Origin of the sequence: Burkholderia sp. AU45251, assembly GCF_030482905.1 — a bacterium.
GTDB lineage: Bacteria > Pseudomonadota > Gammaproteobacteria > Burkholderiales > Burkholderiaceae > Burkholderia > Burkholderia aenigmatica.
Genome location: NZ_JAUJQH010000005.1, coordinates 276520 through 289499, shown reverse-complemented (window position 1 = coordinate 289499; position 12980 = coordinate 276520). Strand labels below are relative to the sequence as shown.

Genomic DNA, 12980 nt, shown 5'->3' with positions numbered 1-12980 from the left:
ATCCGCATGTCCGCATCCACGGCCCGCGCTGCCGACGGCAAGCGCTATACGTACGAATGGTATGTCGTCGTCATCTGCATGCTCGCGTACATCTTTTCGTTCGTCGACCGCCAGGTCCTCGTGCTGATGATCGAGCCGATCAAGCGCGACCTGAACCTGTCCGATACGCAGTTCAGCCTGCTGAACGGCTTCGCGTTCTCGCTGTTCTATGCGGTGATGGGGCTGCCCGTCGCGTATCTCGCCGATCGCTACGCACGCCCGCGGATCATCTCGCTCGGCATTGCGCTGTGGAGCGTCGCGACCGCCGCGTGCGGGCTCAGCCAGCATTTCGCGCAGATGTTCATCGCACGGATGGGCGTCGGCGTCGGCGAGGCCGCGCTGTCGCCCGGCGCGTATTCGATGCTCGCCGACTACTTCCCGAAGGAGAAGCTCGGGCGCGCGATCGCCGTGTATTCGCTCGGCTCGTTCATCGGCGGCGGCATCGCGTTCCTGATCGGCGGCTACGTGATCGCGCTGCTCAAGCATGCGAGCGCATTCACGCTGCCGGTGGTCGGGCAGGTGCATGCGTGGCAGGTCACGTTCCTGATCGTCGGGCTGCCCGGGCTGCTGGTCGCCCTGCTGTTCGCCGCGACCGTGCGCGACCCGCAGCGCAAGGGGCTCGCGCAGGATCGCTCGGGCGCCGTGCGGCGCGTGTCGATGCGCGATTCGCTGCGCTTCGTCGGCACGCATCGCGCGACCTTCACGTGCCACTACCTCGGCTTCTCGTTCTACGCGATGACGCTGTACTGCCTGCTGAGCTGGACGCCCGCGTTCTATATCCGCCACTTCGGGATGACGGCCGTCGAAGCCGGCTACACGCTCGGCATCGTGCTGCTGGTGGCGAACACGGCCGGCGTGTTCTGCGGCGGCTGGCTCAACGACTGGCTGCTGCGGCGCGGCCGCCACGATGCACCGATGCGTGCCGGCGCGATCGGCGCCGCGTGCATGGTGATCCCCGCGACGCTGTTCACGCAGCTCGACTCGCTGCCCGCGTCGCTTGCAATGCTCGTCGTCGCGATGTTCTTCGCGTCGTTCCCGATGCCGACGTCGACCGCCGCGATGCAGACGCTCGCGCCGAACCAGATGCGCGCGCAAATCTCCGCGCTGTTCCTGCTCGTGTCGAACCTGATCGCGCTCGGGATCGGCACGACCGTCGTCGCGCTGTTCACCGATCGCGTGTTCGGCGCGCCGGCGGCGGTCGGCCATTCGATGTCGATCGTCAACGTCGCGGCGGCCACGCTCGCCGCACTGCTGCTCGCCGCAGGGTGCCGGCACTATCGCCGCAGCCTCGATCGCGAACGTGGCCATGCGTCGGCAGCGGCACCGCAGGCGGCCGAAGCGGGCAATCCGATCGCCGCGCGCTGAACGTCGAGCGCATTCCGTCGCCCGACCATCATCCATCCCACTGATTCAGGCATCGCTTTTTAATCGATTTGATTTATGCGATGCCCATCCCTATTCTCGATCGCATGACGGCGCGGTGTCTGCCGCGCCGCGTTTCCCCTACCCCACGGATTTCCCCATGCAAGCGAACCGCCACCAAGTCCGGATCGACGCGCTGATCGACGCGGCGCAGGACATCCGCTGTTTCCGGGTTTCGCGCGTCGACGGCCAGCCGTTCGACGCATACGAACCGGGCGCCCATATCGATGTGACCGCGCCGTCCGGCATCACGCGGCAGTACTCGCTGTGCGGCAACCCCGACGAACGCGGCAGCTACCTGTTCGCGGTGAAGAAGGAAGCGCAGTCGCGCGGCGGCTCGCGTTCGCTGCACGACGACGTGCAGGTCGGCGCCGAGCTGTCGATCGGCGCGCCGCGCAACCTGTTTCGTCTGACGGATGACGCGAGCGAGCACGTGCTGATCGCGGCCGGCATCGGCATCACGCCGCTGCTGTCGATGGCGTATGCGCTGCACCAGCGCGGCGCGCGTTACCGGCTGCACTATTTCGCCCGCAGCCGCGAGCATGCGGCCTTCGTCGACGAACTGTCGGCCGAGCCGTTCGCATCGCACGTGACGTTCCACTACGGCATCGAGCCCGACGCGCTCGCGGCCGAGCTGGGCCGCTGCGCCGAATCGGTCGACGCGCACGCCCACGTCTATACGTGCGGCCCGGGGCCGTTCATGGATGCGGTCGTCGCGGCAGCCGCGACGCGCTTGCCCGACGATTCGATCCATCTCGAACGCTTCGCGGCGGAACCGGCCGCCGCCGATGCGGGCGCCGGCCCGGCCGACGGCTTCGAAGTGCGTCTGCAGCGCAGCGGGCAATCGGTACGCGTCACGCCCGACACATCGATCGTCGACGCGCTCGCGCGCATCGGCATCGAGGTCGACACGTCATGCGGCGAAGGCGTGTGCGGCACCTGCATGGTGCCTGTGATCGATGGCGAGCCCGATCATCGCGATCACTGTCTCAGCAAGGCCGAGCGCGCGAGCAACACGGTGATCTGCTGCTGCGTGTCGCGTGCGCGTTCGGCGGTGCTCGTTCTGGATCTCTGATCACTGACGCGCGCGGCACGAGCAACGCCCGTTCAGGACGTCTCGCGCCGTCGAATGGCTCGACACACGCGGCCAGCAACGCACCTCCGCGCATTGCCCTCCGCCTCATGGGTCACGCGTCGTCGAAACGACCGACGAGCTCGGCCAGCATCGTGCGCATCCCGCGCGTTGCCTTCGTCCCCATCGGTCACGCATCGTCGAACCGCTCGACGAACTCGATCAGCAGCGTGCGCATCCATGCGTTGCCCTCACCTCGTGGGGCCACGAGTCGCCCAATCGCTCCCCGATCTCCGCCGACAACGCGCCCACCTACGCATTGCCCTCCGCCTCATGGATCACGCGTCATCGAACCGCTCGACGAGCTCGACCAGCAGCGTGCGCATCCACGCGTTGCCCTCGTCCTCATGGAAATGCTCGTGCCAGTGCATCGTCACCGGCGCGGGCGGCAACGTGACGGGCAGGTCATACAGGCGAAACGCATTGTCGCGGTTCAGAATCTGCGCGAGCCGCTTCGGCAGCGTCGCATAGAGATCGGTGACCGACAGCACGCTCGGCAGCGCGACGAAGTGCGGCACTTCGAGCGCGATGTTGCGGCCCACGCCCTGCGTGCGCAGCGCATCGTCGAGCGCGTGGTGGCTGTGCTCGACCGACTTCACGTTGACGTGCGCCGCGCGCACGAACTGGTCGAGGCTCAGCGCGGCGCCGCTCGGCAACCCGCGCCGGCGGCCCGTCATGCACACATAGGTTTCCTCGAACAGCACCTGGTGGCGCGTGCGCGGCATCAGTTCGGGCAGGTTGCCGATCGCGAAATCCAGCCGGCTCGCACGCAGCGCTTCCTCGATCTCCTCCACCGGCAGCGGCTGCACGCTCAGCGTCACGCGCGGCGCGCGCTCGCGCAGCGCCTGGCAGATCGCCGGCAGGTACGCCATCTCGCCCGCATCCGACAGCGACAGCCGGAACGTACGCGTGCTGGTGGCCGGATCGAAGCGCTCCGCGTAGCGCAGCGCCACGCGCACCATGTCGAGCGCCTTGCCGACGATGCCCGCGAGCTCGAGCGCGACCGGCGTCGGCTGCATGCCCGAGCGCGTACGCACGAACAGCGGATCGTCGAACAGCGTGCGCAACCGGCCGAGCGAATAGCTGACGGCCGGCTGCGACAGCGCGAGCCGCTCGCCGGCCTTCGTCAGGCTGCGTTCCTCGACGATCGCCTGGAATACGCGCAACAGGTTCAGATCGAGATGATCGACCGATGTCATCGGAGCCTCCATCATTTGCCGTATTTATTGATCAACCAATTTTAGATCAATTTGACGGATATATGGCGGAAGACGAGACTGAGTCCTCAATGCCGCGCGCGACGCGGCCCGATTTCGCGACTCTTTCCCCCACACGACGATGAGCGACATTTCCTACCAGACGATCGACACCAGCGCGTTGCATGGTCTCGCGCAGCCCGACCGCATCGCGCCCGCGATGTATCACGATCCCGCGCTGTTCGAAGCCGAGCTCGACCGCATCTTCTACCGCACCTGGATCTGGGTCGCGCACGAAAGCGAGCTGCCGAACCCGGGCGACTTCATCACGACGACGATCGGCCGCCAGCCGGTGATCGTCGTGCGCGACAAGACCGGCGAGATCAACGTGCTGCAGAACCGCTGCCGCCATCGCGGCGCGACCGTATGCGAATCGCACAAGGGCAACGCGAAGGGCTTCACGTGCCCGTATCACAGCTGGTCGTACGCACTCGACGGCACGCTGCGCGCGCTGCCGTACGGCGACGGCTACGAAGGCGTGTGCGAGAAAGGCGACCTGCCGCTCGTGAAGCTGCGCGTCGGCGTGTACCAGGGGCTGATCTTCGCGAGCTTCAACGACGACATCGAATCGCTCGAGGATTTCCTCGGCGGTGCGAAGCCGTGGATCGACCTGTTCATGAAACAGGGCGCCGGCTACCCGATCAAGGCGAACGGCGAGCACAAGTTCAAGTTCAAGGGCAACTGGAAGATCCAGCTCGAGAACACGACCGACCTCTATCACTTCCCGGTCGTGCACAAGTCGTGGATGAAGTCGATCGACGACGAGACGGCCGCCGCGATCACGAGCTTCATGACGAGCGAGGACGCGTTCTGCCGCGGGCTCGGCAACGGCCACAGCCTCGCGGTGCTGATGCCCGAGCTGATCGACCTCGACGAAGACGACGGTGCGCCGCTGCCCGAGCGCTTCGCGCCGCTCGCGGCGAAGCTCGCCGAGCGCCACACGCCGGAACAAGTGCGCCGCATCGTGCGCTCGCTGATGGGCGTCGGCTTCAACCTGAACCTGTTCCCGAACCTCGCGCTGTCGATGGCGTTCTTCCGCGTGCTGCGGCCGATCGCCGCGAACGAAACCGAGATCCGCCACGTCGCGCTCGCGATGGACGGCGGCCCCGACGAAGCGAACCGCGAGCGGTTGCGCATTCACGAGCACTTCCAGGGCCCGTTCGGCTTCGGCAGCCCCGACGACGCGGAAGCGTGGGAACGCGTCCAACGCGGCGCGCACGCGGGCCCCGACGTGCCGATCCTCGTGAATCGCGGGCTGAACCGCGAGACGACCGCCGCAAACGGCGAAAAGACCGCGCATGCGACCGACGAGACCGGCATGCGCGAGGCCTACCAGCAATGGCGCAAGATGATGGAGCAACAATAATGGACGACCGCAACGCCCTCTTTTCCGAGCAGACCTTCGCCCGCGCGGTCGAATTCGTGTGGCGCGAAGCCGAGATGCTCGACCGCCGCGACTATCGCGCATGGCTCGACCTGTGGGAGCCGGCCGGCCATTACGTGGTGCCGATCGATCCCGACGCGACCGACTTCGCCGCGACGCTGAACTACGTGTTCGACGACCAGGACATGCGCGAGAAGCGCGTGCAGCGGATGGTGTCCGGCTATTCGGCGTCGGCGACCGACGCAGCGCGCACGGTGCGCACCGTGTCGCGCTTCACGCTGGAAAGCGGCAGCGCCGACACCGTCGAACTGAAATCGGCGCAGGTCGTCGTCGCGTACAAGCGCGGCGTCGCGACGCTGTTCGCGGCCGACGTTACGCACAAGCTGCACGTCGACGCCGACGGCGAGATGCGGATCGCCGAAAAGGTCGTGCGCCTGATCGACTCGACCGAAGCGCTCAGCGCAATCGGCTTCCTGCTGTAAGCCACGGCCGGTTCACCTTCACCGCTGCAAGCGCAAAGGTGAACCGGTCACCTTCACCTTTCCGGACGACCATGCCCACACTCGAAGTTTTCCTGCCGGCCGGCCATGACGATGCCCGCAAGGCCGAACTGATTGCCCGGCTGACCGGTGCGACCGTCGATTCGATCGGCGCACCGATCGAATCGGTGCGCGTGCTGCTGACCGAATTGCCCGCGACGCACATCGGCCTCGGCGGCCGCAGCGCCGCGGACGGCGCACCGCCGTCGCTGCCCGTGATCGTCGCGATCCTGATCGCCGGCCGCACCGATGAACAGAAGCGCGCGCTGATCGCCGCGCTGTCCGACGCCGGCGCGAACGTGCTCGATGCACCGCTGCAGGCCACGCGCGTGATCATCAAGGACATTCCGAACACCGACTTCGGCATCGGCGGTCAGACCGCGCGGGCGCTGGGGCGCTGATCGTGCGCCGCGCGTCGCTGCCCGGCCGTGACGCGACGCAGCGGCTACGCGTGCTTCCCGGCGAGCGGCAGCGTCACGCGGCAGTCGAGCCCGCCGCCCTCGGCCGGGCTCGCGCCGATCCGGCCGCCGTGGCGCGTCACGATACTCTTGCACAGCGACAGCCCGATTCCGTTGCCGCCAGCCTTCGACGACGAGAAGCCGTCGAACAGCCGGTCGTGCGCGCCGGCCGCGATGCCTGGGCCGTTGTCGATCGCACGCAGCTCCGCATGCCCGGCCACGTTCGCAGTGCCGAGCGTCAGCGTGCGCGGCACACGTTCGCAACCGGCGAACGCCTCGATCGCATTGAACGCGAGATTCAGGATCACCTGCCCGATCAGCACACGCTCGCAGCGGATCGGCAGCGGCGCATCGGCCTGCACGATCGCAACCGTCACGCCAGCCTCCTTCGCGCGCAGCTCGATGAAATACGCGACGTCCGCAAGGATGTCGCGCAGGTCGGCGAGCGCGACGACCGGCTCGCGCTTCACGATGAACTCACGCACGCTCTTGATGATCAGCGCCGCATGCTCGGCCTGACGGTCCGCGCTGCGCAGCCCCCAGATCGCGTCGTCGATCGCGCCGCGCCCGTTCAACCGCTGCACCGCGCCCTCGATGAAATTGCGCACGGCCGCGAGCGGCTGGCTCAGCTCGTGCGCGATCACGCTCGCCATCTCGCCCATCGCGTTGTAACGGCCCGCGTGTTCGAGCATGCGTGCTTCGGCGCGGCGGGCGTCCTCGATCGCGACTTCGTCGCTCACGTCGCGGAACTGCACGAGCAGCCCGTCGAGATCGTCCTCGATCTCGACCTGCCGGCACAGGATGCGCAGCCAGCACGTCGAGCCATCGCGCCGCACGATCCGGTAGCGCTGCGGCGCGGATGGATACGCGGACGGCGCATCGCGCAGTTGCGCGACGAGCCGGTCGCGATCGGCCTCGGAGCAATAGTCGAGCACCTCGCCGAGCGCTTCGTCGGGCGCGAGCCCGAGCACGCGGCGGCCCGACTCGCTGATGAACTGCACGCCGCCGTGCGGCGTGACGACCGCGATGCCTTCGTCGAGATCCTGCATGAACTCGCGCAGCCGCGCCTCGTAGCGGCGCAGTTGCTGGCGCACCGCCTCTTCCGCGCTGATATCGCGGAACTGCACCATCACGACGTCGCGCCCGCGCAGCGGCACGTAGGTGGCGGTCGCCTCGGACAGCATGTCGACACCCGTGCGCGACCGGTAGCACCACTCGTACACCTGCGGCCCGTCGACGAGCGCGCGATCCCACGCACTCACCGCGATCTCGCGCTGGTATTTCGGTTCGGGGCGCGTCATGTCCGGCGCCTTCAGCGGCAACAGTTCCTCGACGGAAAAACCGAGCGCGATGCACGCGGCGCGGTTCGCCCACACGATCGCCTTGGTATGCGCGTCGTGCAGCAGCACGCAGGTCGTCAGCGCGTCGAGCAGCCGGTGGAAATCGTCTTCGTCGGGGAAACTCATGATCGGCTTCGGATGAGGCCGCGCGGCATCGCGCGACCGGAAACCCAACATAGCACCGGCGCGCGCCGCCCGCATCTGAAGATTTCTTTAGTGCGGCACGGAACGTCACCAGTCGCACGGCCCAACGCACCAATTGCTGCGCGTTTTCGGCGTTTCTAGACTGGTTGCATCGTCGTGTCGCATTCCGCGCGGCATGCATGCCACCCCGAATTCGAACCCCAATCCGCCCCAGGAGACAGCCATGCCCCACGCCGCCCTCGCCCTCGACTCCGCACCGAGCGCCCCCCACGCGGCCAGCGAACCGGCCACCCGGCTGTCGCCGCTCGACGCCGTGATCGAGACCGTCGCCGCGCGCCGCGAAGAATTCGACCGCCTGTCGCACGTGCCGCGCGACGTGATCGCGCTGTTCAAGCAGGCCGGCATCTATCGCGCGGGCACGCCGCGCCGCTTCGGCGGCGATGCGCTCGCGCCGACCGCGTTCCTCGACATGATCGAACGGATCGCGACCGCCGACGGTTCGGCCGCGTGGGTCGCGAGCTTCGGCTCCGCGAACGTCTATCTGGCCGCGCTGCCGCTCGAGACCCAGGCCGAGCTGTATGCGAGCGGCCCCGACCAGGTGTTCGCGGGCGGCCTGTTTCCGGTGCAGCCGGCCCAGCCTGCGCCGGGCGGCTGGCGCGTGAACGGCACGTGGAAATTCGCGAGCGGCTGCAAGGGCGCCGACTGGCTCGGCGTCGGCATCGCCGTGCCGGGCGCACAGGACGCCGCGCCGAACAAGCCGCGCACGGCCGTGTTTCGCGCCGACCAGGTCGAGATCGTCGAGAACTGGAGCGTGGTCGGCATGCAGGGCACCGGCAGCCACGACCTGCGCGTCGACGACCGCTTCGTGCCTGAAGCATGGACCTTCGTGCGCGGCGGCGAGCCGACCGTCGACGAGCCGCTGTACCGCTACCCGACCGTCGCGTACGCGGCGCAGGTGCTCGCCGTCGTAAACCTCGGCCTCGCGCGCGCGGCGCTCGACGTCGTGAACCGGATGTCGGGCGGCCGGCAGACGACGACCGGCGCACCGCGTCTCGCCGATCGCGCGTACTACCGCATCGAACTCGCGAAAGCCGAGGCGCAACTGCGCTCGGCGCGCGCGTTCTTCTACGACGCGACCGACGGCGTGTGGCAATCGATCCTCGCTGGCAACCCGGTGACGCCCGACCAGGTCAGCCTGCTGCGGCTCGCGGCCACGCAGATCGCACGCGAAGGCGCGAGCGTCGTCGAACGCGCGTACCGCCTCGGCGGCACGGCGGCGATCTACCGCACGCACCCGCTGCAGCGGCTGCTGCGCGATGCCATGGTCGTCACGCAGCACGCGTTTCTCGGCGAAGGCAACTTCGACGGCGCGGGCGCGGTGTTTACCGGCGTCACGCCGTTTCCCGGCTATCTGTAACCTGCGTCAACCGACGCTTTTTTGAACACGCATGGAGCCGATGCCGAAGCGCCCTCGCCGGCCGGCTCATGCGACCGATCGATTCCTCTGGAGAACCTCACATGTCCGATTCGAATCCGCTGCCGCTGCGCGTCCTGTTCTGCTGCGGCGTGTCGCAAAACTTCTTCGACCTGCCGCGCGAGAAGATCGGTGAAGTGTGGCAGGCATACGGCGCGATGCTCGCGGCCGTCGAAGCGATGCCCGGCGTGCGCGTGCTCGGCGTGATGGACGACGACCGCCTCGTGGTCGGCCAGGCCGACGGCGCGCCGTAGACCTTCTACATCATGGCCGACGTCGCCGACTTCGACACGACGGTCGCCGTGTGCAACCTGTACCGCACGACGCCGGTCGGCGAATACAACTTGTGGCGCTACGGCAAGATCGAAGCGCGCGTCGGCCGCGCGCTGACGGTGCCGCCGGCCGCGAAGCCCGCCGCATGAGGCGCGCGATGACCGACCTGTCTCCCGGCCTGATCGATGCGCTCGCACAGCGCCTGGCAGCGCTCGACGCCGAGCGCGCGGTGCGTGCAACGATCACGCGCTACATGGCGCTGTGCGACGTGCCCGAGGATGCCGGCGACGGCCCGTCGCTCGCCGAGCTGTTCACCGCCGATGCCGTGTGGGAAGGCATCGGCCCGCAGTACGCGCACAAGTTCGGCCGCCTCGAAGGCACGGCCGCGATCATCGCGATGCTGGGCCGCTACCTGCCGCCCGATCCGCATTTCTCGGCCAACCTGCATTTCCTGACCTCGGAGTCGATCGAGATCGGCGCCGGCAACGCGAGCGCGCGCGGCCGCTGGATCATGCTGCAGGCGTCGCGCTATGCCGACGGCACGGCGGAGCTGATCGCCGCGCGGCTGACCGTCGATTTCGCGCCAGCTGGCGACGGTTCGACCTGGCTGATCCACCGCTTCCGCACCGAACGCGTGCTCGACGGCCCGTGGCCGCTCGCTGCCGCGCCGCGGTCCTGATTCCCGATGCTTTCCAACGCTTGCTCACGATACCGACCATGACAGGCTTCATCGACACCTTTACGCTCGGCGGCCCCGGCCCCACGATCGCGATCAAGGACACGATCGACATCGCAGGCCATCCGACCCGCGCGGCGAGCCGCGCGCTCGCCGATGCACCGCCGGCGGAGCAACACGCGGACGTCGTCCGCCTGCTGCTCGACGCAGGCTGGCAGATCGCCGGCAAGGCGAACATGCATGAGCTCGCGTTCGGCATGACCGGCATCAACGACTACACGGGCACGCCCGTCAATCCGCAGGACGCGACGCGCATTCCGGGCGGCTCGTCGAGCGGTTCCGCATCGCTCGTCGGGCTCGGCACGGTCGATGCGGCGCTCGGCACCGATACGGGCGGCTCGATCCGCGGGCCGGCCGCCTGCTGCGGCGTGGCCGGGCTGAAGCCGACGTTCGGCCGCGTGTCGCGGCGCGGCGTCGCCCCGGCCGTCACCACGCTCGATTGCGTCGGGCCGTTCGCCCGCGAGATCCGCACGCTGGTCGCGGTGATGGCCGCGATCGCGCCGGGCTTCGATCGCGCGCAAGCGGCGGCCTCTGCCGCGGGTTGCACGGTCGCGCACATCACGGTCGACGCCGATCCGGCGATCGCCGCCGCGCTCGACGCGGCGGTGCGCACGTCGGGCCTGCGTTCGCACGCGGTCGTGCTCGACGAAATGCCCGCGTCATTCGCGGCGGGGCTCACCGTGATCAACGCGGAAACGTCGCGCGCGTTCGGCCATCTGGTCGCGACCGGCCAGCTCGGCGCCGATCTCGATGCGCGCTTGCGCACGGCCGCCACGACGACACCTGCCGCCCTCGCGGAAGCCGAAGCCGTCCGCGCGCGCTTCACCGCGCAGGTCGACGCCGCGCTCGAACACGCGGACGTGCTCGTGCTGCCGACGCTGCCCGCGCTGCCGATCACGCTGCAGCAGGCGCGCGACGGCGTATCGGTGATCGCGATGTCGTCGCTGATCCGGCCGTTCAACCTGAGCGGCCATCCGGCGCTCAGCCTGCCGCTGCCGCTGGCCGGTTCGCCGCTGAAGGCCGGCCTGCAGATCGTCGGACGCAAGGGCGCGGACGAGCAGGTCTGCGCAATCGCGGCACACTTCGAAGCGGCACTCGCCGCATGAATCACGATGCGGGCGCGGCGGCACGCTGCATGCGCCCGCGAACCAGGAAAATACGCACCATGTCAGACCGAGTCGTCCTCGTCACCGGCGCCGCGCGCGGGCTCGGCGCCGTCATCGCCGAACGCTTTCATGCGGCCGGCTACCGCGTCGCGCTGGCCGATATCGCCGCCGACGCCATTCAGGCGCATGCGCGCGAACTCGACCCGAGCGGCGAACGTACGATCGCGCTACCGCTCGACGTCACGTCGAAACGCGATTTCGAAGCCGCGCGCGATGCGCTCGTCGCGCGCTGGGGCACGGTCGACGTGCTCGTGAACAACGCGGGCGCATCGAAGGTCGTGCCCGCGATGGAGATCACGGCCGAGCAGTTCGACCAGGTGATCGACGTGAACCTGCGCAGCGTGCTGTTCGGCTGTCAGGTGTTCGGCCAGTTCTTCGCGACACGCGGCGCGGGCCGTATCGTCAACATCGCGTCGCTCGCCGGGCAGAACGGCGGCTCTGCAACGGGCGCGCACTACGCGGCCGCGAAAGGCGGCACGCTGACGCTGACCAAGGTGTTCGCGCGCGACCTCGCCGCGCAAGGCGTGACCGTCAACGCGATCTCGCCGGGCCCGCTCGATCTGCCGATCGTCTATGAAAGCGTCGCGCCGGAGAAGCTGCGCCAGGTGCTCGCGAGCCTGCCGGGCGGCAAGCTCGGCTCGGCCGGTTTCGTTGCGGATGCCGCCGTGCTGCTCGCGTCGGGCGACGCGCATTTCGCGAACGGCGCGTGCTGGGACATCAACGGCGGGTTGTACATGCGCTGAGCGTCGAGCGCTGCGTGCAGCGCTTCGCCGAAGCGCCGGCGAGGCCCTATCGCGACGACTCGCCGTCGTCGCCCCACACGACCATCACGTCGCGCACGAGCGCGGCGATCGACGTCGCGCCGAGCTTCTCCTTGATGCTCGCGCGATGCACGTCGACGGTCTTCACGCTGATCGACAGATCCGACGCGATCTGCTTGCTGCCCTTGCCGTCCACCACGCCGCGCAGCACTTCCTTCTCGCGCGCGGTCAGCGCATCGAGCCGCTGGCGCAGCTCGCGGTGACGCTGGCTGACCGCATGCCGCTGCTGCGCGAGCCGCAGCGCGCGTTGCACGCGCTCGAGCATCTGCTGCGAGTTGTACGGCTTCTCGACGAAATCGATCGCGCCGTTCTGGAGCGCACGCACGGACATCGGAATATCGCCGTGTCCGCTGACGAAGATCACCGGCAGTGTCGCGCCGCGCGCGTTCAGTTCCGCCTGCACGTCGAAGCCGCTCTTCTCCGGCATCCGGACGTCGAGCACCAGGCACGCCGGCAGGTTCACGTCGAAGCGCGCGAGAAAATCGGTGGCGTTCGCGAACCCTTCGGACGCGATGCCGACCGATTCGAGCAGCCACGCGAGCGACGTCCGCATGCCGTTGTCGTCGTCGACGATGTATACGATCGGTGCGGGTGACGTCATCGCGGGTGTCTCACTGAATATCGGTATGGGTATCGCACGCGCCGCATACGGGGCCGGTTGCCGGCTCGTCGCGCGCGTCGTTCGCTGGGGGTGTGCGGCACATCATAACGAGCCGAAAACCCGCTGAAAACCCCTTCACGGGCCGCACGGACGTGCAATCTCGATTTTTTTCGCACGCCGCGCCGCGCATCTAGG

12 protein-coding genes and 1 pseudogene are annotated in these 12980 nt (G+C 68.5%); 10 read left to right on the top strand and 3 right to left on the bottom strand.

The features are described 5' to 3' along the window. The first annotated feature begins 6 nt into the window (after positions 1–6). Positions 7–1404, top strand: coding sequence for an MFS transporter (locus QZM67_RS14740; protein ID WP_301804220.1), 1398 nt, complete (start codon positions 7–9; stop codon positions 1402–1404). A 157-nt stretch (positions 1405–1561) separates the two neighbouring features. After that, positions 1562–2536, top strand: coding sequence for a PDR/VanB family oxidoreductase (locus QZM67_RS14735; protein WP_301804217.1), 975 nt, complete (start codon positions 1562–1564; stop codon positions 2534–2536). A 335-nt stretch (positions 2537–2871) separates the two neighbouring features. On the opposite strand, the gene QZM67_RS14730 is transcribed toward QZM67_RS14735, so the two are convergent. After that, positions 2872–3792, bottom strand: a complete 921-nt coding sequence (locus QZM67_RS14730; RefSeq protein ID WP_043178263.1) for a LysR family transcriptional regulator — start codon at positions 3790–3792, stop codon at positions 2872–2874. Positions 3793–3931: 139 nt separating this feature from the next. On the opposite strand from QZM67_RS14730, the gene QZM67_RS14725 reads away from it, so the two are divergent. The 3 genes from QZM67_RS14725 to QZM67_RS14715 all read left to right on the top strand — a co-directional run bounded on the left by QZM67_RS14725 (position 3932) and on the right by QZM67_RS14715 (position 6173). Next, positions 3932–5215: an aromatic ring-hydroxylating dioxygenase subunit alpha gene (locus QZM67_RS14725; protein ID WP_301804214.1), complete on the top strand. Its 1284-nt coding sequence runs from the start codon at positions 3932–3934 to the stop codon at positions 5213–5215. Beyond that, the gene (locus QZM67_RS14720; protein ID WP_043179185.1) at positions 5212–5715 is read left to right on the top strand and encodes an aromatic-ring-hydroxylating dioxygenase subunit beta; all 504 of its coding nucleotides are present in this window, start codon (positions 5212–5214) and stop codon (positions 5713–5715) included. Before QZM67_RS14725 ends, QZM67_RS14720 begins: the two co-directional genes overlap by 4 nt. A gap of 71 nt (positions 5716–5786) precedes the next feature. Beyond that, positions 5787–6173 carry a 2-hydroxymuconate tautomerase family protein gene (locus tag QZM67_RS14715; RefSeq protein ID WP_175024673.1) on the top strand — a complete coding sequence of 129 codons (387 nt, stop codon included), beginning with the start codon at positions 5787–5789 and terminating at the stop codon, positions 6171–6173. Positions 6174–6217: 44 nt separating this feature from the next. Here the strand turns inward: QZM67_RS14715 and QZM67_RS14710 are convergent, their stop codons facing one another. Beyond that, a complete protein-coding gene (locus QZM67_RS14710) occupies positions 6218–7771 on the bottom strand; it encodes a sensor histidine kinase (RefSeq protein WP_301804211.1) in 1554 nt (517 codons plus the stop codon). Between the two features lie 166 nt (positions 7772–7937). On the opposite strand from QZM67_RS14710, the gene QZM67_RS14705 reads away from it, so the two are divergent. The 5 genes and pseudogenes from QZM67_RS14705 to QZM67_RS14685 all read left to right on the top strand — a co-directional run bounded on the left by QZM67_RS14705 (position 7938) and on the right by QZM67_RS14685 (position 12106). Next, positions 7938–9131 (top strand): acyl-CoA dehydrogenase family protein, encoded by a 1194-nt coding sequence (locus QZM67_RS14705; protein ID WP_301766995.1) that lies wholly within the window; start codon positions 7938–7940, stop codon positions 9129–9131. A 101-nt stretch (positions 9132–9232) separates the two neighbouring features. After that, positions 9233–9610, top strand: a pseudogene (locus tag QZM67_RS14700) (hypothetical protein). 8 nt (positions 9611–9618) lie between these two features. Then, on the top strand, positions 9619–10140 hold the full coding sequence (locus QZM67_RS14695; RefSeq protein WP_301804206.1) for a nuclear transport factor 2 family protein: 522 nt from the start codon (positions 9619–9621) through the stop codon (positions 10138–10140). Between the two features lie 38 nt (positions 10141–10178). Further along, positions 10179–11303 (top strand): amidase, encoded by a 1125-nt coding sequence (locus tag QZM67_RS14690; RefSeq protein ID WP_301804203.1) that lies wholly within the window; start codon positions 10179–10181, stop codon positions 11301–11303. Positions 11304–11362: 59 nt separating this feature from the next. Further along, positions 11363–12106, top strand: a complete 744-nt coding sequence (locus QZM67_RS14685) for an SDR family NAD(P)-dependent oxidoreductase (RefSeq protein ID WP_301804200.1) — start codon at positions 11363–11365, stop codon at positions 12104–12106. Positions 12107–12152: 46 nt separating this feature from the next. Here the strand turns inward: QZM67_RS14685 and QZM67_RS14680 are convergent, their stop codons facing one another. Then, a complete protein-coding gene (locus tag QZM67_RS14680; protein ID WP_043178278.1) occupies positions 12153–12785 on the bottom strand; it encodes a response regulator transcription factor in 633 nt (210 codons plus the stop codon). Positions 12786–12980: the final 195 nt, after the last annotated feature.

Bases quoted from the DNA above. Each gene is read 5' to 3' on its own strand.
- QZM67_RS14740 (WP_301804220.1), top strand. From the start codon at position 7: ATGTCCGCATCCACGGCCCGCGCTGCCGACGGCAAGCGCTATACGTAC.
- QZM67_RS14735 (WP_301804217.1), top strand. From the start codon at position 1,562: ATGCAAGCGAACCGCCACCAAGTCCGGATCGACGCGCTGATCGACGCG.
- QZM67_RS14730 (WP_043178263.1), bottom strand. From the start codon at position 3,792: ATGACATCGGTCGATCATCTCGATCTGAACCTGTTGCGCGTATTCCAG.
- QZM67_RS14725 (WP_301804214.1), top strand. From the start codon at position 3,932: ATGAGCGACATTTCCTACCAGACGATCGACACCAGCGCGTTGCATGGT.
- QZM67_RS14715 (WP_175024673.1), top strand. From the start codon at position 5,787: ATGCCCACACTCGAAGTTTTCCTGCCGGCCGGCCATGACGATGCCCGC.
- QZM67_RS14710 (WP_301804211.1), bottom strand. From the start codon at position 7,771: ATGCGGGCGGCGCGCGCCGGTGCTATGTTGGGTTTCCGGTCGCGCGAT.
- QZM67_RS14705 (WP_301766995.1), top strand. From the start codon at position 7,938: ATGCCCCACGCCGCCCTCGCCCTCGACTCCGCACCGAGCGCCCCCCAC.
- QZM67_RS14695 (WP_301804206.1), top strand. From the start codon at position 9,619: ATGACCGACCTGTCTCCCGGCCTGATCGATGCGCTCGCACAGCGCCTG.
- QZM67_RS14690 (WP_301804203.1), top strand. From the start codon at position 10,179: ATGACAGGCTTCATCGACACCTTTACGCTCGGCGGCCCCGGCCCCACG.
- QZM67_RS14685 (WP_301804200.1), top strand. From the start codon at position 11,363: ATGTCAGACCGAGTCGTCCTCGTCACCGGCGCCGCGCGCGGGCTCGGC.
- QZM67_RS14680 (WP_043178278.1), bottom strand. From the start codon at position 12,785: ATGACGTCACCCGCACCGATCGTATACATCGTCGACGACGACAACGGC.